20 protein-coding genes are annotated in these 22,044 nt (G+C 40.0%); 1 reads left to right on the top strand and 19 read right to left on the bottom strand.

The genetic code is table 11. The features are described 5' to 3' along the window. Window positions 1-6 precede the first annotated feature (6 nt). The gene (locus EO115_RS04895; RefSeq protein ID WP_126937867.1) at window positions 7-522 is read right to left on the bottom strand and encodes a hypothetical protein; all 516 of its coding nucleotides are present in this window, start codon (window positions 520-522) and stop codon (window positions 7-9) included. 247 nt (window positions 523-769) lie between these two features. Between EO115_RS04895 and EO115_RS04890 the strand changes: the two genes are divergently transcribed. Then, a complete protein-coding gene (locus tag EO115_RS04890) occupies window positions 770-1,282 on the top strand; it encodes a DUF805 domain-containing protein (RefSeq protein WP_164724055.1) in 513 nt (170 codons plus the stop codon). Window positions 1,283-1,378: 96 nt separating this feature from the next. Here the strand turns inward: EO115_RS04890 and EO115_RS04885 are convergent, their stop codons facing one another. From EO115_RS04885 to whiA, 18 genes are all read right to left on the bottom strand, one after another. Continuing rightward, window positions 1,379-2,305 (bottom strand): dihydroorotate dehydrogenase, encoded by a 927-nt coding sequence (locus tag EO115_RS04885; protein WP_126937865.1) that lies wholly within the window; start codon window positions 2,303-2,305, stop codon window positions 1,379-1,381. Next, complete coding sequence (locus EO115_RS04880) at window positions 2,305-3,072, bottom strand: dihydroorotate dehydrogenase electron transfer subunit (protein ID WP_126937864.1); 768 nt, start codon at window positions 3,070-3,072, stop codon at window positions 2,305-2,307. The genes EO115_RS04885 and EO115_RS04880 overlap by 1 nt, the downstream gene beginning before the upstream one ends. A gap of 6 nt (window positions 3,073-3,078) precedes the next feature. After that, complete coding sequence (carB, locus tag EO115_RS04875) at window positions 3,079-6,276, bottom strand: carbamoyl-phosphate synthase large subunit (protein ID WP_371413259.1); 3,198 nt, start codon at window positions 6,274-6,276, stop codon at window positions 3,079-3,081. A 2-nt stretch (window positions 6,277-6,278) separates the two neighbouring features. After that, complete coding sequence (gene carA, locus EO115_RS04870) at window positions 6,279-7,346, bottom strand: glutamine-hydrolyzing carbamoyl-phosphate synthase small subunit (RefSeq protein WP_126937862.1); 1,068 nt, start codon at window positions 7,344-7,346, stop codon at window positions 6,279-6,281. Then, on the bottom strand, window positions 7,343-8,632 hold the full coding sequence (locus tag EO115_RS04865; protein ID WP_126937860.1) for a dihydroorotase: 1,290 nt from the start codon (window positions 8,630-8,632) through the stop codon (window positions 7,343-7,345). The genes carA and EO115_RS04865 overlap by 4 nt, the downstream gene beginning before the upstream one ends. Beyond that, window positions 8,616-9,566, bottom strand: coding sequence for an aspartate carbamoyltransferase catalytic subunit (locus EO115_RS04860; RefSeq protein WP_126937859.1), 951 nt, complete (start codon window positions 9,564-9,566; stop codon window positions 8,616-8,618). The genes EO115_RS04865 and EO115_RS04860 overlap by 17 nt, the downstream gene beginning before the upstream one ends. 240 nt (window positions 9,567-9,806) lie before the next feature. Then, complete coding sequence (locus EO115_RS04855) at window positions 9,807-10,844, bottom strand: biotin-dependent carboxyltransferase family protein (protein WP_126937858.1); 1,038 nt, start codon at window positions 10,842-10,844, stop codon at window positions 9,807-9,809. Then, complete coding sequence (gene pxpB / locus EO115_RS04850) at window positions 10,837-11,574, bottom strand: 5-oxoprolinase subunit PxpB (RefSeq protein WP_126937897.1); 738 nt, start codon at window positions 11,572-11,574, stop codon at window positions 10,837-10,839. The genes EO115_RS04855 and pxpB overlap by 8 nt, the downstream gene beginning before the upstream one ends. 70 nt (window positions 11,575-11,644) lie before the next feature. Continuing rightward, the gene (locus EO115_RS04845; RefSeq protein ID WP_126937857.1) at window positions 11,645-12,841 is read right to left on the bottom strand and encodes an NRAMP family divalent metal transporter; all 1,197 of its coding nucleotides are present in this window, start codon (window positions 12,839-12,841) and stop codon (window positions 11,645-11,647) included. Window positions 12,842-12,855: 14 nt separating this feature from the next. Beyond that, window positions 12,856-13,623 (bottom strand): LamB/YcsF family protein, encoded by a 768-nt coding sequence (locus EO115_RS04840; protein WP_126937856.1) that lies wholly within the window; start codon window positions 13,621-13,623, stop codon window positions 12,856-12,858. Window positions 13,624-13,874: 251 nt separating this feature from the next. Further along, the gene (locus EO115_RS04835; protein WP_126937855.1) at window positions 13,875-14,387 is read right to left on the bottom strand and encodes a flavodoxin family protein; all 513 of its coding nucleotides are present in this window, start codon (window positions 14,385-14,387) and stop codon (window positions 13,875-13,877) included. Between the two features lie 325 nt (window positions 14,388-14,712). Further along, window positions 14,713-16,503: a heme anaerobic degradation radical SAM methyltransferase ChuW/HutW gene (hutW, locus tag EO115_RS04830; RefSeq protein ID WP_126937854.1), complete on the bottom strand. Its 1,791-nt coding sequence runs from the start codon at window positions 16,501-16,503 to the stop codon at window positions 14,713-14,715. Between the two features lie 33 nt (window positions 16,504-16,536). Beyond that, window positions 16,537-17,313, bottom strand: a complete 777-nt coding sequence (locus EO115_RS04825; protein ID WP_126937853.1) for an energy transducer TonB — start codon at window positions 17,311-17,313, stop codon at window positions 16,537-16,539. Between the two features lie 12 nt (window positions 17,314-17,325). Next, window positions 17,326-17,721 carry a biopolymer transporter ExbD gene (locus tag EO115_RS04820; RefSeq protein WP_126937852.1) on the bottom strand — a complete coding sequence of 132 codons (396 nt, stop codon included), beginning with the start codon at window positions 17,719-17,721 and terminating at the stop codon, window positions 17,326-17,328. Beyond that, the gene (locus tag EO115_RS04815; protein WP_126937851.1) at window positions 17,708-18,343 is read right to left on the bottom strand and encodes a MotA/TolQ/ExbB proton channel family protein; all 636 of its coding nucleotides are present in this window, start codon (window positions 18,341-18,343) and stop codon (window positions 17,708-17,710) included. The genes EO115_RS04820 and EO115_RS04815 overlap by 14 nt, the downstream gene beginning before the upstream one ends. 89 nt (window positions 18,344-18,432) lie before the next feature. Next, on the bottom strand, window positions 18,433-19,434 hold the full coding sequence (locus EO115_RS04810) for an AraC family transcriptional regulator (RefSeq protein WP_126937850.1): 1,002 nt from the start codon (window positions 19,432-19,434) through the stop codon (window positions 18,433-18,435). Window positions 19,435-19,719: 285 nt separating this feature from the next. Continuing rightward, window positions 19,720-21,048 (bottom strand): hypothetical protein, encoded by a 1,329-nt coding sequence (locus EO115_RS04805; protein WP_126937849.1) that lies wholly within the window; start codon window positions 21,046-21,048, stop codon window positions 19,720-19,722. A gap of 7 nt (window positions 21,049-21,055) precedes the next feature. Further along, a complete protein-coding gene (gene whiA / locus EO115_RS04800; protein ID WP_126937848.1) occupies window positions 21,056-22,009 on the bottom strand; it encodes a DNA-binding protein WhiA in 954 nt (317 codons plus the stop codon). Window positions 22,010-22,044: the final 35 nt, after the last annotated feature.

Raw genomic sequence — 22,044 nt, 5'->3', positions numbered from 1 at the left:
GGTTACTTACTCATCTCGCAAAACACGTCCACCAGTTTGCACCGCATCTCGCACTTCTTGTGAGGTAATGGAAGGCTTTTGAGTCGGTTCCACTGCGCGCTGTGCGATTGGCTCACGCGTCGGAGTAGAAACTGGTTCCTCTACTATTACTTCTGGTGTTTTTGAGGGAGTTTCCACATGTACAGGTGTATTCTTACTAGGGGATTCTACAGTAACTGATGCGTCCTGTTTCATCTCCGTCTGTGTCTCTACAACTGGATTCGTCTGTTCCGTCTTATGTTGTACAATCCACCACTGTGAAAAACCTATGATCCCCATCAATACCACAGCCATTATAGCTTTTTTTGCATACGATATAATGGACGGTTTGCCTTCATTCATTTGCTTCATTTCAGCTTGTGCTAAGAACAAATGCAAGTTTCCTTTTACACTACCTTTTGTAGCGTAGGACTTCGCTGCTGCATCTAGCCAAGCTCGAACCATGCGAATGCGTTTTTCCATAGGTGTTGATATTGGTTCCATAACATCCTCCTCTCATAATTATATAATCGTATTATGAGAGAAAAATGTGAACCATTTTTTTAACTATCTTTACTATTATACCAATGAACCGCTATTTTGCCTATTTTTTTCTAGTAACTTTCTGTATAGTACACTACTTTTTTAAGAGTTTTATGAAGAATCTATATCAAAATGCCTATGTTTGACATGCGTTCGCCATAACTGTCAATCTATGCTATACTTATTCATAGTATGTAGGAGGTTAGTTATGGATTTATTTATTAATATAGTGATTTCCCTTGGAATAGGTATCATAGCGCTCTTTCTAGTACGATTTCTAGCTCCCCACAGTCAAGGTTGGATTAGTATTACAGGGCGTATCAATCGATTTCAATTTATTATAGGCATTCTTTTTCTATCTGCTACCATGCATATATTTAATATGTTTATTCAACAGCTATTAGAAGCTGTCATCATATTACCCGCTTATTTTGGTATAAAAGCCTTAGCCTATGCTGGATACATTATATTATTACCCTGGTATTATACCCTGTATGTAAGACGTTTAAATGATATATCGATTCCAGGTTTTCCTTTTGGAATACTATTAGGTATGTATATTATCGGCACGAATCTATATATTCCGCTAAAAAATACGTATATGCTCCATCTAATCGCTACCTTTCTCATCCACGGAGCACTGGCATTATTGCCGGGGAGAAAGGGAACCAATCGATATGGCGATCCATCCTACTGGCCTCGTTCCACGCAAAAAAAATAAACTTATAGGCAACCCGAAAAGGACTACTCCAGTACATTCGTACTGAGGTAGTCCTTTTTATATTGCCTCAATCAATATTCTCTTCTCTAATCTCTTTTATGGAACGATAATGCCCCCTACAATATCTTGTACATGAGCAATTTGTTCTTTTTCACAATAGGCACTCATCTCTTTGGCAATGATGCCTATTGCTCGTGGATCTACCATCGTAGCCGTCCCCACAGACACGATGTCAGCTCCTACTAACATAAATTCTAACGCATCTTCACCGGTCATGATGCCACCACCACCCATGATAGGGATATCGATGGCCTTCGCCACTTGGTGTGTCAATCGCAATGCCACTGGTTTTACCGCTGGACCCGATAAGCCTCCATAGATATTACCCAACAGCGGTTTTCGTGTGCGTAAGTCTACAGACATACCCAACAAAGTGTTGATCATACTAATACCATCGGCTCCGGCTGCTTCTACAGCACGAGCAATCTCTACGATATCCGTTACATTCGGTGATAATTTCATAATCACCGGTAAATCTGTATGGGATTTGACGGCTTTACAAACTGCAGCTGCGCTATCTGCTTGCACGCCAAAGGCCATGCCACCACATTTTACATTCGGGCAACTAATGTTGACTTCCAGTGCTGCTACCCCTTCCACCGTCAACGTTTTCGCCATAAACTCATATTCTTCTAAGGTATTGCCAGAAATATTTGCAAAAATAGGCACCTCATACTGTGCCAAGGTAGGCAAAATATCTGCTACAAAGGCTTTTGCCCCTGGATTTTCCAAGCCAATGCAGTTCAACACACCAGATGGTGTTTCAGCAATACGAACACCTGCATTACCTGGTCTCGCTGTCGGTGTTAATCCCTTTACAGAAATAGCACCAATCTCTGTATTCAAATCTAGGTACCCATCATATTCGAGTCCAAATCCAAAGGTCCCCGATGCTGCTACGATAGGGTTTTTCATAGAAATACCGCAGAACTCTACGGCTAATCTAGGATCTACTGTTGCCATTAGAAAAACACCTCCTCAGCCGGGAATACAGGGCCATCTTTGCAGACTTTATAGCGTTTACCGCTTTTACCCTGACAAGCACAGCCTACGCAACCACCAGTTCCGCAACCCATGCGCTCCTCTAGGGAGACTTGGCATGGCACCTGCATACTTTGTGCCACGGTGGCTACGCCTTTCATCATCGGTGTCGGTCCACAAGTTAATACTGCATCAAATCGATGTTCTTTCATCAGCGTTTCCATCACTGTCGTAGGATATCCTTTTGTACCTAATGAACCATCATCTGTAGTGATATGGACCGTCACAGGGCTATCTTTGAACAAATCTGCCCAGAAGGATTCACTAGCGTTTCGGAACCCCAAGATAACATGGGCTTTTTGACCTGCTTCTAATCGATTAGCAATGCATAGCATCGGCGCAATACCAACACCACCACCCACTAATAGCATTTTATCCGCTGTTGTGAACGGCTCTCCTAGTGGCCCTAAGCAATCTAGGGTATCTCCCTCTTGCAGTTTCGTCATCAACTCTGTCCCTTTACCTACTACACGGTACAATAAGTCGATTGTGCCTGATTCCGCATCAAAGCCAGCATAGCTAATAGGGCGACGCAACAGGGGTGCTGTGCCCCCTGTGACGCGAACATTGCAAAATTGTCCTAACTGTGCCTCTTTAGCTTGTTTTGGTGCATAGATTAACATGCGCCATACATCGCTACCTATTTGTGTATTATGGATCACTCGACCCATTTCTACATATCCACTCATTCGTGATTACTCCATTTCATAATCTTGTACGGCATCAACAGTGATAGCATCACCTGCTGTAGCACGGCTTGCCACTACGTGTAATACTTCGCGAGCTGTATCTAAGGATGTCAAGCATGGTACACCCATTTCTACGGCTAAACGGCGCAATTGGAATCCTTCACGCTCTGGTTTTTTACCATATGTCAAAGTGTTCAACATTAAGTCTACTTTACCTTCTCGGATGAAGTCAGCGCAGTTTGGATTGCCTTCAGAAATTTTATTTACCACTGTGCAATTTACACCATGTTCTGTGAAATAACGACCTGTACCGCCGGTAGCCATAATATGGTATCCCAAGTCGATAAAACCTTTTGCCAAGCGAGCCGCTTCTTCTTTGTCACGGTCTGCTACAGTCATCAAGATATTGCCTTTATCAGGGATACGCATGTTGGCACCGTGAATAGCTTTGAATAAAGCATCTGCATAGGTACGACCGATGCCCATAACTTCACCAGTGGATTTCATTTCTGGTCCTAAGGCAATTTCTACTAAGCCCATTTTAGAGAAGGAGAATACTGGTGCTTTCACCGCCACATGTGGACGAGCTGGCACTAAGCCTGTTGGCAACCCTAGGCTTTCTAATGTTTCTCCTAATGCGATGCGTGTCGCATATTCTACCATATTGATGCCGGTTACTTTACTGATGAAAGGTACAGTACGGCTAGAACGTGGATTTACTTCGATGACATGAAGTTCACCATTCACCACGATATATTGAATATTCAATACACCTTTTACATTCAATCCTTTGGCGATGCGACGTGTGTAATCTACGATTTGTTCTGTCAATTCGTCAGATAAATGCTGTGCTGGATATACTGCGATGGAGTCACCAGAGTGTACGCCGGCACGCTCTACTTGTTCCATGATACCAGGGATGCATACATCGATACCATCAGAGATAGCATCTACTTCTACTTCCATACCCACCATATAGCGGTCGATTAACACTGGATGGTCTTTCGATGCTACTACAGCTTCTTTCATATAACGATCTAATTCTTGGTCATTATACACAATTTCCATAGCACGGCCACCTAATACATAGGAAGGACGTACAATCAATGGATATTGAAGACGTTTTGCCGCCTCTAATGCTTCTTCATCACTCGTAACCAATGCACCCACTGGACGAGGAATTTCTAATTTTGCCAATAATTCATCGAAACGTTCACGGTCTTCCGCCATATCAATGCTATCTACAGATGTACCTAGAATATTTACTCCTCGTTCTGCTAATGGGCCTGCTAAGTTTATGGCTGTTTGTCCACCGAACTGAGCAATAACCCCCACTGGATTTTCTTTACGGATAATTTCCATTACATCATCTACCGTCAACGGTTCAAAGTACAAACTGTCAGATGTATCAAAGTCTGTACTTACCGTTTCTGGGTTATTGTTTATAATAATGGATTTCATGCCTGCCTTGCGCAATGCCCAAGAAGAATGTACGGAGCAATAGTCGAACTCCACACCTTGACCGATACGAATTGGGCCAGAACCAAGAACGATTACACTATTTTCACCACGTGGCACAACTTCATCTTCTGTAGCATACGCACTATAGTAGTATGGTGTATGCGCTTCAAACTCTGCTGCACAAGTATCTACATATTTATAAGTCGGATGAATGCCAAGCTCATTGCGTTTTGCCAATACGTCTTCAGGAGAGCAGTTTGCATAGCGAGCAATCACTTTATCTGGGAAGGAATATTTTTTCGCTAATTTTAAATTACTTTCCGTAATACCATTCGCAGACAAGTCTTTTTCTACCATCACAATATTTTTAATTTTGTTAATGAAGAAAGAGTTAATTTTTGTAATGTAGCAAATTTTTTCGACGCTAATGCCTACACGAAGTGCTTGTGCAATGACATATAAACGCTCATCATCGACTAATTGCAATCGTTCAATCAATTGCTCTGGCATCTCATGGGCAATTTTTTTCAATTCAATGTGGTCTAGCCCAATTTCCAAGGAACGAATCGCTTTTAGTAAAGAACCTTCTAACGTACGGTCAATCGCCATAACTTCGCCAGTAGCTTTCATTTGTGTTCCCAATGTACGATCCGCCAAGTTGAATTTTTCAAATGGCCAACGTGGGAATTTAGTTACTACATAATCTAAAGATGGCTCGAAACATGCTTTTGTCTCACCAGTTACGGCATTTGTAATTTCATCTAATGTCATGCCGATAGCCACTTTCGCCGCTACTTTAGCAATTGGGTAGCCTGTTGCTTTAGAAGCCAAGGCAGAGGAGCGAGATACACGTGGATTTACTTCGATTACATAATATTGATTGCTATATGGATCTAAGGCATATTGTACATTACAACCGCCTTCGATTTCTAGATATCGGATAATATCTACAGAGGCCGTACGAAGCATTTGGTATTGTGTATCATTCAATGTTTGTGATGGTGCCACAACCACAGAGTCGCCTGTATGTACGCCTACTGGATCAATATTTTCCATGTTACATACGATAATACAGTTATCCGCACGGTCACGCATCACTTCATATTCTACTTCTTTCCACCCTGCAACAGAGCGTTCTACAAGAATTTGATGAATAGGACTTAATTTAATACCACGAAGTGCAATCATGTACATTTCTTCTTCGTTATGAGCAATACCACCGCCAGTACCACCTAATGTATAGGCAGGACGAATGATGATAGGATACCCAATACGATTTGCAAATTCCACAGCTTGTGCTACATCGCTGAAAATATCTGATTCAGGAACTGGTTGATTAATGCGTTTCATCGCTTCTTTGAACAACTCACGATCTTCTGCCTGTTTAATCGCCTCAAGAGTAGTACCTAATAATTGTACATTGTACTCTTTCAATACGCCCGCTTCTGAAAGTTCCACAGCCATATTCAGACCTACTTGTCCACCCAAGGTAGCTAGTACACCAAATGGTCTCTCTTTACGAATAATCTCTGTAACAAATTCTAAGGAAATCGGCTCGATATATACGCGATCCGCAATATCACGGTCTGTCATGATTGTAGCGGGATTGGAGTTTACCAACACTACTTCATAGCCTTCTTCTCGAAGGGATTGGCATGCTTGTGTACCTGCATAATCAAACTCTGCGGCTTGTCCAATAATAATTGGACCAGAACCAATAACGAGGACTTTTTTCTTTTCCATCATTAACCCCTTCTCATTAATTCTTTAAAACGTTCAAACAAGTATACATTATCTGTTGGTCCCGGTGATGCTTCAGGATGATATTGAACAGACATAATTGGTAATTCTGTATGCACTAATCCTTCTACAGTTCCGTCGTTGACACTGCGATGAGATACACGTAAACCAGACCCTTCTAAGCTAGCTTCATCGACTGCATAGCCATGATTTTGAGACGTAATATATACGCGATTTGTATCTAAATCTTTTACTGGATGGTTAGAACCACGATGTCCAAATCGTAATTTATACGTTTCACCACCAAAGGCACGTGCAATCAATTGATGACCCATGCAGATACCAAATATTGGCTTTTGTCCTACTAATTTTTTAATTTCTTCTACAATCTCAGGCACATCTTTTGGGTCTCCAGGGCCATTGGACAAGAAAATGCCATCTGGTTTGCAAGCCATCACTGTTTCCGCTTTTGTATTGGCTGGGAAAATAGTTAATTTACAGCCTTCATTTTCCAATGATTGTAAAATATTTTCTTTGATACCAAAGTCATATACAGCTACATGGAACTCTGCTGTATCACTACCACGATGTCCTTCCCATTTTGTTGTAACCCGCATGATATGATCCGTTGCCAATGGTTGTGCCAATAGAGCATCAATTTTATCTTGTGGTGTATCTACTGGACATATAACACCTTTCATAACACCGTGACTACGGATAGCACGAGTGATAGCACGAGTATCTACATCATATAAGCAAGGAATACCATGCATACGCATATACTCTTCAAAAGCACCTTCATTTTGCCAATTACTTGGGAATGTACATAACTCTCCTACAATCATGGCTTTACAGTATGGTTTAGAGGATTGATCTACTTCCCGTGTCACACCATAATTACCTACCAATGGATACGTCAACGTAATGATTTGATCCGCATAAGATGGGTCAGTTAAAATCTCTTGGTATCCTGTCATACCTGTATTAAATACTACTTCGCCGACGATAGGCATACCGCCTAATAAAGTACCTTCGAAGATAGTTCCATTTTCTAGTACTAATTTACCTTTCACTCTGTTACAACCCCGTCTTTCATTACAATTTGTCCATCTACTACTGTTAATTTAGCTTTACCTTGCAATGTCATGCCATCAAATGGGCATGATTTGCCACGTGTATAAAATTGATTTCTATCTACTGTCCATGTTTCATCTAGAGATAATACGGAAATATCTGCCGGTTTTCCTACTTCTAGTACGCCTGCATCTACACCGATTAATTGAGCAGGTTTTGTACTCATCAAGTTAACGATATCATCGATGGACAAAATCCCTGGTTTCAATACATGTGTTACCACCGCTGCAAATGATGTTTCTAGTCCCGTGAAACCATTCGCTGCACAGCAGAATTCCACGTCTTTTTCTTCATACGCATGTGGTGCATGGTCTGTAATTATGGCATCAATCGTTCCATCTTGTAAGGCTTCTAGTAACGCTTTACGGTGATCTTCGGAACGAATTGGCGGCGCCATTTTAAAATCTGTATTGTAATCTCTTAAATATTCATCTGTGAAAGCCAAATGTTGGCTCGTCACTTCACAAGTGACCTTAATACCTTGCGCTTTTGCTCTACGCACTTGGTCAACTGCACTTTTCGTACTCACATGAGCGATATGAATATGACCACCTGTCATTTCTGCTAGCATAATATCACGAGCCACCGCTAGGTCTTCCGCCACAGCAGGACGACCTTTGACGCCCATTTCGTAAGAAACAATGCCTTCATGCATATGACCTTCACAAGTTAAGCTACATTCTTCGGCATGGTCGATAACCATTTTTCCAAACATAGACGAATATTCCAATGCACGACGCATAAACGCTGCATTCTCAACATAATGTCCATCATCAGAAAATGCCACTACACCAGCTTCTGCCATATCACCCATTTCAGTCAATTCTTTGCCTTGAAGACCTTTAGAAATAGCTCCTATGAATTCAACTTTCACAACGCCAGTCAATTCTGCTTGTTTACGTAAACCACGCACTAAGGCAGAATTATCTACAACAGGATTTGTATTTGCCATAGTGGCAATGCGTGTAAATCCTCCAGCTGCAGCAGCTTGTGTACCACTGTGGAAGTCTTCTTTCGCTTCTTGGCCTGGCTCACGCAAATGTGTATGAATATCTATCAACCCCGGTGCTACAATAAGACCTGTTGCATCATAAACTTCCGCATTATCTGCCTGCAAGTTTTGACCTATATTGGTAATGACACCGTTTTCTATTAGAATATCTGCAATTTCATGTTGCCCTTTCGCAGGGTTAACTACTGTACCATTTTTAATCAACAAGCTCACTGCCGTCACCTCCCATAATTGTTAAGTATAATACTGCCATGCGGATAGCTACACCATTTCGCACCTGCTCTTGAATCGCTGATTCATCGCCATAAGCCACATCTGGCGCAATCTCAAGGCCTCGGTTCATCGGTCCTGGATGTAGTACTAGTACATCATCTTTCGCATTAGCTAATACAGATTTATTGATTCCAAAGATTCTCGCATATTCACGATTGCTTGGATATAAGGCAGAATTAATACGCTCTAGTTGAATGCGAAGTACGTTTACAACATCTGCATCTTTCACTGCTTCTCGTACATCATGATGAACGGTGACCCCCAATTTTTCAAGTTCTGGATAGACTAACGTTCTAGGGCCAGCCAAATGTACATCTGCCCCCATCGTTTTCAATCCATAAATATTGGATCGTGCTACACGACTATGCATGATGTCGCCTACGATGACAACTTTCAATCCTTCTAAGCTTGGTTTATGTTCTAAAATAGAATACATATCTAACAAGGCTTGTGTTGGATGCTCATGAGCACCATCACCAGCATTGATGATGATAGGATCTACGCATTTCGTAGCGTACAAAGGAGATCCTTCTTCGCTGGAGCGCATAACGATAGCATCTGTCCCCATATAGGACACAGTAAGCAATGTATCACGGAAGCTTTCGCCTTTGGCCATAGAGCTGCCACTTTTTGTAATATTGATGACATCGGCACCTAAATATTTCCCTGCCAATTCAAAGGAGCTTCTCGTTCTAGTACTATTTTCCATGAACAAGTTAATAATAGCTTTACCCTTTAACAATGGATATTTTTTATCCTCTGAAAGGATAATTTTCTTCATTTTCTTTGCTACCCGTAAAATGAGGTCAATTTCTTCTTTTGTGCGACCTTGCAGTCCCAATAGATGCTTACCTTTTAAGCTAATGTCTCCCATTACAGCCTCCTTTGTACTATGTCTTTATATGCAAAAAGACCTCTCACCCGAAGGCAAGAGGTCGCATAGTTCTATCTATCACAATTAAATCCACCATATAGGTAGACCTATAGCATTACTTTCACTATGTTCCCTTACTAGCCTCACAGGACTAATTTAAAAGGTTTTACAATGTTTGCTTTCGGTCTCTCGTACCGATGTTAAGCTTAGATATTATTATAATGTATATCATTAAAAACGTCAAGAATTGCTAGACTTCACTCTAAAAACATAACGACTTTGTCTACGCGCCAAATGATGTAATGCTCCCCATTTAGCCATATACGAACGATAAATTTTTTGCGCTACATCAATAGATACTAATTCAAATTGAATTTCATCTCCCACTGGTAGCTGACTGAGGCGAGGTAAGTCTGCTGATATAACGGTTCCAATCTTAGTATATCCTCCCGTCGTTTGTCGGTCTGCCATCAAAATAATAGGTTTACCATTCGATGGAACTTGTATAGAACCGAACACGGCTCCATCAGAAATAATGTCAGCACCTTTCACATGAGCAATCTCAGGTCCTTCCAATCTAAATCCCATTCTATCACATTGATCTGTTAACACATAAGAACTATTTACAAATGTTTTTATTCCTTCTTTTGTAAAGTGCTTGGCTTGTTCTCCTAGTACAACCCGAAACGGTTCATGACAATATCGGCCACCCCGATTATAAAGCGCTGAATTAAATAATCGATTCGCTGTATCAGTGATATCACATTGTGTTAATGCACCCCTAACAAAAGCATGCAAAGACAGCTGGTCACCTCGTTGCAAAGACCGGCCTTCATAGCCTCCTATACACGCTTTCGTATGCGTTGACACACTCCCATTAATAGCTGGAACATCAATACCTCCGCAAAATGATATGTACATACGCATCCCACATTCAGTAACACTTCCAGAAATAAGATCTCCATCTTGGCAGATATACGGTATATATCTCGATACCTGTACTCCATTAATAGTAGGATTCATATTAGCGCCTGTAAAAGCTACAATACACTCACCATGAACTTCTATGGTTGGAGGAAGAACAGTACATTCTAAAGAGCCTACGTTCGTTTTATTTCCAACTAGAGCCTGTCCCAGCAAGTAACTTTCTATATCCATCGGTCCTGCTACGGGCATACCATACTGTTGATAACCTGTTCGTCCCGCATCTTGCACAGTTGTAAATAACCCTGGCTGTAGTATCTCGATTGAGGCCCTCTTGCCTATATATTTATCCACGTAACTCACCTACCTTAATCACCCGTGATATAGGTACATACTGATTTTGTATTTTCTTTATATCGAGAAATGACTCTTCGTCAATAGGAACATATCTAACATATTGACCTGCTGAAAGTAATGACGGTACCTCTCTTTGAAGATCATACATAGTAATCGGTGTGCGCCCAATAATCTGCCAACCACCTGGAGATTGACTTGGGTAGATACCTGTTTGCTCACCTGCAATACCTACTGAACCAGCTGGTATAGATTGTCTAGGAGTCTGCAGACGAGGTGTTGCAATTCTAGAATCCATTCCACCCAAATAGGCAAATCCAGGAATAAATCCTAGCATATACACCAAATAATCTCGTCCAGAATGAATAGAAACAACCTTATCTTCTGACATATGATTATGCGCAGCTACAACAGGAAGATCTAGCCCATATTCTCCACCATATAAAGTAGGAATCTCAATGACAGTTACACAATCCTCTTCTGATATTTCAACTGGTATAGACACGAGAGGTTCCAATCTTGCTTTAAGTTCTTTATAAGAAGACTCTAGCGCGTCATACTGTATTAACAAGGATGTATAGGCCGGGATTATCTCCCGTATCGACGGGTCTTTCATATCCTCTATCATCTCTATCATTCGCCGTATTTTATAGTTAATCGTTGGTGAAATTACATCTCCAAATGATATTAATAGCGCTGTATCCCCAACAGGTGAAATCATATCCATTATATATACCCTCATTTCTACGTAGCAGCATCAACGTTCATGCTGTATACAGCTTTGTAGAAGAACTATCTTATTAATGTAATAATTTTGTAATTCCTTCTAAAGAAGTTATACCAATGTAGGCTGTAATTAGCACGACACACCATCCAGCGTAATATAATAATGTAGGATGTTTGTAGGTACCTACAATATTGGTTTTACGTGTAGCAATTAACATAACTGCCAATGTGATAGGTAGGATAAGCCCATTAATAGAACCTGCTAGAATTAAAAGTGCTGCTGGTTTTCCAATAAAAATTAAAATGCATGTTGAAACTGCAATAAATAGCATGATCGTTAACTTTTCATAAGCTTTTACTACAGAAAATAACGTTTTTAGAAAAGATACTGACGTATACGCTGCACCTACTACGGATGTAATAGCCGCACAGAAAAATACAACTCCAAAAATAATATATCCTATAGGCCCTGCTCCTAACAAAAATGCTGAGCCAGCAGGGTCTTTGGGATCAAGTACAAATCCACTAGATACTACGCCTAATACAGCCAAAAATAATAGAACTCGCACTAATGCATCTACAGACATACCTAAGAACGCCGACTTTCTAACATCAGGCAAATGCTCCTCACCTGTAATGTTGGAATCGATGAGTCTATGTCCTCCTGAGAATGTAATATAACCACCTACAGTCCCCCCAATTAACGTCAATGTTGCTAACCATGGATACGTATCAGGCATAACTGTATGAGTCATGGCCTCTTGTACAGGAGGGTGTGTAGAGAATGCAATCCACCCGATGAGCACAATCATAACTGTCCCTAACACTTTAGCCGTCATATCGAGGGCTCCTCCAATTTTAGGAGATGCAAATAAAGCAATCCCGATGATTCCACTAATAGCTGCTGCAGTAGTGGCATCAATCCCCAATATGATATGCAATCCCATGGAAGCCCCACCAATATTACCAATATTAAATGCTAAGCCACCTAGAGCAATTAAAAACGCTACTACATACCCCAGTCCCGGTAAGATTTTATTGGCAATATCTTGTCCTCTCATGCGAGAAACACTGATAATAGTCCAAACATTTAATTGAGCTATAATCGAAAAAATAACTGATATAGCAATAGCGAATCCAAAATCCGCTTTATATTCTGATGTAAATGCCGCTGTTTGCAACATAAAGCCAGGTCCAATGGAAGATGTAGCCATTAAAAATGCTGCTCCTAACAAAACTGATATATTACTACTATTTGTCAATGGTTTCATGTATATAACTCCTTCTATCTAGCTTGAAAACTACTCAGGGTAATTCCTTCTCTAATAAGTCCCTCTCTCAATCCCTTAACAAACTCAATGGCTTGTGGATTATCCCCATGAACACAGACTGAATCTGCCTGAATAGGAATGCTTTTACCTGTGTTTGTAATAACGGTTCCTTCTTTAATCATTCGCAACACACGCTCTACTGCTTCATTAGGATCATGAATAAAGGCACCAGGTTCCGAACGTGGTACTAATGTTCCCTCTTCTGTATAGCCTCGATCTGCAAATACTTCATGTATCACAGAAATACCTCTCTTCTGTGCTGCTTTTGTAATATAACTTCCACTTAATGCCATAATCGCCAAAGAAGGGTTCATGGCTGCTATTCCATCGAGTATCGCATCTGCTAGGATAGGTGTCACACAGGCTGTATTATAAAATGCGCCATGCAACTTTATATGTTGTAATGTAAGTCCATATAAGTTACAAAACCCCTGTAAAGCGCCTACCTGATATACCATATAAGCTTTGGCCTCTTCTGGCTGTATCGCCATATGCCTTCTGCCAAACCCCAATAGATCTGGATAACCTGGATGAGCACCTACAGCAACACCTTCCTGCTTACAAATTTCCACCGTCTTTAACATGACCATAGGATCTCCTGCATGCCAGCCGCAAGCCACATTAGCACTAGTAACATATTGTAATACTTCTGCATCCATACCCATAGTATATACGCCAAAGCTTTCACCTAAATCACAATTTATATCAATATAATATGACATACTATCACTCCTTTATATTTCTATAAATCTATATTCTATAGAATATAGATTTATTTTATTATATACTAAAAATATATGAATAATCAATCTTATAATCTATATTTTTTAAAAATAATATAAACTTTAATTAATTATATTATGTTAAGCACAAAAAAACTGTATCCTATCACACAAAAATATGTCACATATCTTCGTGCAAAGGATACAGTCGTTATTACACAGTTGTATTCGCTATTGCATTAACAACTTTATTAAATTGATTTCACAACCTCGGAAGCGAATGCTTTTGCATTAGCTAAGTCATTTTCGTCTGGATGAGATGCAGCTTGTGCATGACGTGCATCACGTTCAGCGCTCTTACCATGGCTATGTCCTTCTGGGAACATTTTGTACATCATTTCGATTACTTTTGGATCTACTTTACCTTGGCATTTGAAGTAACCTACTGGGGTTTGGCCATTTGGTAACAATTTCGCAGCTGCTTCTACAGTTTCTTGTGCATGAGGAGATACTGGAGGAACCCCTAAAGTACAGAATAAAGCTACTTTTTCATTTGTAATTTCTTTAATCACAGCTTGTGCCGCTTTATCTGCATTACCTTGGTCCGCCCAGAATCCCATGAATACTACATCATAAGATGCTAAGTCAGCTGGAACTTCTTTTACAGTTACGCATGGAGTACCTTCAGGTAAAGCACTTGCAATAGCTTCTGCTACCATTTTTGTATTGCCTGTACGGCTTGAGTAAATTACGATTGATTTCATTAATTTTTTCACACCTTTAAAAAGTGTGCTCCTTTTACATATACTATTATACACTCTGTATTAAATATACTAATTAAATCATTATATATCGGTATCCTCAGATACAAATATACACAATGTATATCAGATATACGTCCGTAGGCAAAGCCTACGGACACTGCACATAAACAAGTGATTTTAAACGTATCAACGTATGATAGCAGTCTTGTCAACTTTGATCTTGGTATACCTGACTCCACCAAAAAGGTGGCTATAGAACTATTACAGGAAACTATATATTTTGGTTTGGTAAGGTGTGTAGGAGTTCACCTGTAATAGATACTACCTAAATATTTTTCTTAAATGGACTATGACCTACTGTACCATGGGCACGCGTAGTTTCAACATCCCCTGGATGTCCGCCCATTGGAACTCCTTCTGGATGTCCTTTTGGGATGCCTGCTGGGTGTCCACCTGCTCCATGTGGATGCTTAGGTACACCCGCTGGATGTCCGCCCATTGGAACTCCTTCTGGATGTCCTTTTGGGATACCTGCTGGGTGTCCGCCTGCTCCATGTGGATGCTTAGGCACACCCGCTGCTGGATGTCCGCCCATTGGAACTCCTGCTGGATGTCCTTTCGGAACACCTGATGGATGACCACCGCTTCCGTGTGGATGTTTCGCCACTCCTTCAGGATGACCACCACCTACATGTGGATGATCTTTCGGTCTGCCACCATGGTTTTGGGCTGCAATATTTTCATGTAACAATGTGCTTTCACCCGTTAAGATGTATTGAACACATTCAATGACAGTTTGCGTAATATTTACATGCCAGAATCCACCAGCAGTTGTTAAGCGATACAACACGCCATTGTATTCCATCAGACCACGTGTTACCCAAGTATCAAGTAACCAACGTAAATCTTCTAATTTTGGATCCATTTTGATCAAAGCATCTAAATTTAGAACGCCTCTTTCTAAGGAACTAATTACATAATTTGAAAATTCTTGTAGCTCAGATTGTTTCATAAGAACCATAAATGGTTTTTTACCTTCTTCTACAAGTGCTTCGTATGGAGGTAATACACGGTGTAACATTGTCATATATCCACCTAAATTACCACCGGCACCACAACCAAATGGATACATTGGGTATCCAGCTTTCGCCATTGTGTTGTACATAGAGCGTTCACGTGGTGCTCGACTCCAATGGGCTGCGCTCAAACGTGTGAAATCACGTTTCATTAAATACTTAACAGCTGCTTCATACATTAACGCTTGTTCTTTAGTAGTAGCTGCTGGGCTCACTTTACCGCGCTCAATTAGGCTTTGTAAATCACTATTTTCAAAGACATTTAATTGATACAAGTCCATGCCATCTGCTGCGGATTGTTCAAGAAGTTTTAAATCTTCCATCCATACGTCCATCGTTTGATCTGGCAATCCATAGATTAAATCTACGATTACAGAACATTGTTGGTATGCTTTCAATTGTTCCAATCGAGACAATACTGTATCTTGATCATCTAAACGGCCCAATTGACGACGTACATGAGTATGGAAAGACTGTACTCCTAAGGACATACGGTTGACACCATGGCTCATCCATACATCCATTTTTTCTGGCACTAGGTCATGAATACGACCTTCTAATGTTAGTTCATAGTCATTAGCCAATGGGAAATATTGTTGGATGGCAGCCAACATGCGTTTTGCATTATGAGCAGATAGCGATGTTGGTGTACCACCACCGATAAAGATTGTGTGAATCAATCCATCACGAAAACGAGGTTGATCTGCTGCCATTTGAATTTCTTTCAATAGCATATCTACATATCTATCTTCTGCATCTTGATTTGTTGCATGTTGATAGAATCCGCAATATGTACATTTCGTTTGGCAGAAAGGGATATGAATATAGGCTGTTTGCATTTGACCTGGCGTAGGGGGCTGTTGCATTAATTCATTCCATACGCGTTGGGCCTCTTCCTTTTCTAATGGACGGCCACTTAACCCTGCATGAACCGCACGCTTACTTGTAAATGCGTGTGTTAACGGCGTTGCCGTGTCAAAGCCTAATTGTATATTACGTTGTTCCTCCGACATGGAGTCAAATAATGCTTTTAAATCCATAATTCCTCCTGAATTATTTCCAGTGCTTTAGCACTATTCACCGTTCAATGTGTAATACACCGTGAACGAGTTTGATACTGTTTCGCCACTACCATTTGGATAGTTCCCTATACCGTAGACAACATCCTGGGTATGACTATTTAAAATACCTGGTCCACCACCTGCAGAAACAGATACAATATTACCACCGGCGTCAATGGTTACACTAACACTTACGCTACCTTGTAGGTTACGTTTGATTGCCATTGGAGGGTATGAACCTTGTGCTCTAGCTTGTACTGTAGCTACGAATCCTGCCCAGTCAAATGGAGCATTACCAGATGTAGTACCTACACCATCTCCATTGCCACCACCGCTGCCAGATCCAGAACCGCCTCCGCTACCAGAGCCTGTACCATCTCCATCACCAGTACCGTTTCCAGTGCCATTACCGCCACCAGATCCACCACCAGTGCCTTGATTGCTCGAAGTACCATCACTACTACCTGTTGCAGAAGTGGATGTAGATGTAGGCACATTCACCGCATCTTCTACTGGTACTGGAGATGAAATACTTTGTTGTGCTGCTTGCACTTTCGCTTGTACAACTTCTTGTGAAAGTGGTTGTGGGAAGGATACTCCACCACCACCGCCACCACCACCGGCAGAAGCTTTCAAATCTTCGGATATGGACATATCAATTTCAAAGGCATTTTCAGTTTGTTTGTGTTCCACCACAGATACCAACGTAAGGCCTAATACAACGGCTAATAGAAGGTGGATCAAAATGGAAATCAAGTAGGATTTTTTCCAGGAAATAAATTGTTCCATGCTTCATCCTTTCTAGCTAGCCGCAATTGAGAACTTCTTAACCCCAATAGTTTTTAGCATATCCATAATGGCAACCACGAATCCATGTTGCGTATTTTTATCTGCTTGCAATAGTACCGCCGTATTTGGATTTTCACCCACTTTGCTACTGATATAGCTACGTGCATCATCGATACTATACGGTTTAGAGTCAATCAAAATATGTCCTTCTTTGTCTAGTGTTAAAATAATAGGACTTTGTTTGACTTGTGTTGCTGATTGTGCTTGTGGTAACTGTACACCCAAGGACTTTTGTGCCACGGTTTCAATACTATTCATCATAAAGAAAACCAGTAAGAAGAAAATGATATCAATCATTGGCACAATCATGAACTCAGGTTTCATTTTTAATCGACTATTTTGAAACATGAGAATCACTCCATTGTTCTTTCATACCATTTAATAACACTACAGATAATGTTTCTGTATCATTGATGATTGCATCCATACGATGGCTAAAGTATGTGTATATACAGAATGCTAAAATCGCTACAAGCAAACCAGTTGCTGTGGCAATCAAGGCCTCCCCTACACCACCTGAAATAGCAGATGCACCAGCACCATTATCCAAGACACTGAATGTACCAATCATACCAGATACTGTCCCCAATAAACCCAACAATGGAGAAATCGTTACGATCGCACTCAAGTAATCTAAATGAATTTTTAAGTGAGATGCTTCAATCATCATTTGTTCAGAGAAAGCATTTTTCATGCTAGTTTCATTTTTGGAATATGTTAAACCTGCATTTAAAATACGACCTGTAGCAGTTTTATTCTCTGCACACAATTCTTTTGCTTTCGCCCAATCATTTTCTTTAACTGCATAGTAGACATCGTGACTGAATTCTTTTAATGATGCTGTATTAGCTTTAAAATAAGTGAGTCGCTCAATCCCAATGGCAATGACAATGATTGATAAAATGACTAATGGATACATTACTAATCCACCGCTGTTAAATAAATGTACAATGTATAAAAGGCTGTCCATGTTGTTACCTCCCTAAAAAATATGATAATTTTTATCAGCTGTTGTTATGATATCAAATTTATTATTTTTAAATCTACTCTAAAAAGCTTTTAACCGCTCCATTCCGACATTTTATTTTTCTTCCTATATTCACTAGGTTTACAACCAATAATACCCCGAAATGCTTCGGCGAACTTACTAGCATTTTCATAACCATACTTATTGGCTATGCTGAGAATACTCTCATCTGACTTTAATAATTCTTTTGCTGCTTCCTTGATTCGTACATGTTTTATATATTGATGTATGCTAGTACCGTAAATGCCTTTGAAACATTTTTTCAGAGCTGTCGGGGCTAATCCATACATTTTTGCCAGTTCTTCTATGGTCGGTTTTTCGTTTAAATTTTTTATCAAAAATTCATGCATTTCTTTTACACTCTCAACATGCTTTCTTTCAAAGTACGGCATGCAACAATCACGATCTGCGGTCATAGTACTAAGAAGTAGTATAATTTCCATGCATTTCAATTGGAATAGATTAGACTTGATATCTCTCGGTAAATCATAGAGGCTTTTAAAAATTTCACTTAATCTAGACTCTCTGCGGCACACAAAACCAAACTCAAAATCTTGACAGAAGCGATTGCAAATCTCTCTCAAGTTAATACGATCATGACCTACAAACTTATTAACCATAGCTTGTGCCTTTGGAATGTATATGGATAAATTGATTCCTTTATAATAAGACGTCGGAAATTTTGTAGAGTGTACATACCCGGGGGATTCTTTCCAACCTACGGAAACATCATTTTCATCCATATATAAAATACGACCATTATCAAATGCACATTCTATACGTCCTTCTTTACAGTAATGTATTTCAAACATTCCTTCTAAAGGCTTCGCTTGATGTTTAATTTCCTTCATAGACACTTCCTGAAATGTCAATTCCACCCCATCAAATATAAAATGACTAATCATTTTCGCATTTCCATGGGGCATATTCATTTCATATACAGTAGCACCATCTACATCAGTGGAAGAGAGCATATGTAAATCCATTACCTTGGGTTTATACTTTTCTAATGATTTTGTTTTAGTTTGTTTCATAATTCTCCTTTAAAAAAGCCCATTTGCTGTCTCATACGACTAACAAATGGGCCTCTTCGCCGAACTACATCGCCTACTTTAATCTGAGTATCATTTCTATCTCATTATATTTATAATTAGCAATGATTGTCAATATATAATTTTCCCTTTTGGATTATTTTAATTAGTAAATAAATCATTCAATATGAGTAAATTTGCATATTACTGATATATATTAGTTTAAAACACAGATTAATTCAACCCTTTTTTCATAAAAACTAATGGATTCTTTTGTTTTTATATTGATTATTTTCCTAAAATTCTACGAACTAAATCAGCTACATAACTTGTCGTGCCATCCTTAGACAAGTTTGACTCTACTTGTGGAATCAGTAAAAATCGCACCGGCAAGTTCGAAGCCCCTGGTGACATATATTCCAACAGCAAGTCTTCTGGTTTATCAAAGGTATCTAGCAATTGAGTATCGTATATCGTTTCATGGCCCAAATAACTTCCTTTGTTAGGAATATGATACGTACGGGTTCCCTTAGAAGAAGTAATGGCAAAAGAACCACTAAAGGCCCCACCTAACGGGTTAAAATACAAGGCATAGGGCGTTTTCCCTTCCGTTTGAATTAAGTACGTATTAGTAACACCATAATTACCTTTGTTCTTAACCACTTTCCGATTTGATGTTTCATCTATCCCTGGTATAAAAGCATCTTCTCGATCATTAGCAATTTCAAATGCACCTGGACCAGCATCACTATTATAGCGAGGTTCTACTATATGCAAGCGATCTCGACCCATATACGTTCCTCTTAGCTCCACATCATCAATAGGATGCACTAGCAATAATGGCAACCCAAACTCAACGGTAGACTTCGGTTCCATCATAGCTACGTATGCATACAATGGTTGAGTCGTTGTAAAATCAACTATACCGCTAAACAAATCATCTTTATGAACCATAACAGAATCTAATTTTCCAAAGATCTGTCTAGATTCACCTGGATGTAATACAAATGAGGTTTCTTCTGCATCTCTATGTAGTCCGAAAGAAACTTTCGTTCTTTTCCCCTCCGACTCCATAGCAGCCTTCATTAAGCCTTTGTATTCTTTTTCTTTTTGTTGGATTCGCTGACTATCCTGTTGTATTTCTTTTTTCAAACTGTTAGAACGCACAGGTAATTTCACGCCGTAATGCTCCCATTTGCCTAATTGATGAGTCGCCGTTTCCAACTCTTTTTTTGAAAGCTCTCTGCCTACTTTAAAATAGTCTGGACTCGGCTTAGCATAGACAGCACGCTCAATTTGTACAAACGCTGGTTGCGTCCCTTTATTTTCAAGAAGAATACCAATCTTTCTATCAGCCTCATGTTCGTTGACATGATAAAAATAAACTCGGCTATGCCCCTCCAATGTACCTGCCGCTACGATACCTGGTTCTTTCACATATTCTGGGCTATCTGATAGTAACAATGTATTCACTTCTTTTAACGTCTTTACCTGTAATGGCGTGAATGTAAACTCATCAATATTTACTGTACTCGGTGCTTGACCATACACTGAGCCTAATCCTAACAGTGTTACTATACTCGTTACAATACGATGTTTCCATGTTGCTTGTTTCATACTTCCTCTATTCTATGTCTAACCCATTAGGCTCCCACTGCAAAGCTATGGCCTCTAACTTGCGCAATCGATGACCAATCCCAGATTTTGTTAATTCTCGCTTATATGTCGCTTCATAGGCATCTACTAACTCTTGCAAACTTCCGTCGGGAAACTCTTTACGAAGTAATGCAGCTTCATACAATCGCACTGGTAATGTATCAAGGTCTTGATGTTTTTCAATAATCCGTATCGCATCTAATTGGCGAACCGCAGCATTGACCGTTTTTTGTAGATTGGCTGTTTCACAGTTAACCTGGCGATTGATTGTATTCCGTACATCTTTCATGATCCGAACATTTTCAAAATTCATCAATGCCGATTGAGCTCCCATGATTTGCAAGCATGATGTCACCGCATCACCCTCTTTTAGATACACCACAAATTCTTCTTTTCGCTCCACCTTTCTTCCATGTAAGCGGAACATTTTAAGGACCCGAATTATCTGATCCGCAAAGTCCTCTTTCGTTGTCATAAACTCTAAATGGTAATCACTTTGCGGTTTATTCACAGATCCACTACCGAGAAAGGCGCCACGTAAGAAAGCTCGACGAGATTCTAAATCTTTAAGCCATTCATCGGGAATCATGGCATCCACCGGCCATAACTGAAGTTCTTCCAGTGCCAGTCGACTCGGTTCAGTAGGTTCTACGGTTAAGGTATACATATTCTTCTTGCGTAAGTTTAAGCCTTTTCGAATCAATACCGACGTTGGCAAGTCATATTGCTCTTTAATAATAGCTAATACACGTCGTGCTACTGCATTGTTAGCGGTCACTAATCGCACGCCTACTCTACCTTGCATGCCTAATAAAATTGACCCACCCATACGGAGTAAACAAGAGGCTTCCACTTTAGCTGCCCATGCATCATCCGTTTTAAATTGACATAATTCATTTTTTACATCTTCTGCAAATGACATAACCGCTTCCTCTCTAAATTACATACTATTTCAAA

It is taken from the genome of Veillonella sp. CHU740, from assembly GCF_003992055.1.
In the GTDB taxonomy this organism is placed as follows: Bacteria; Bacillota; Negativicutes; order Veillonellales; family Veillonellaceae; genus F0422.
The sequence above is the reverse complement of the archived record's forward strand: the minus strand, read 5'-3'. Positions and strand labels throughout refer to the sequence as shown.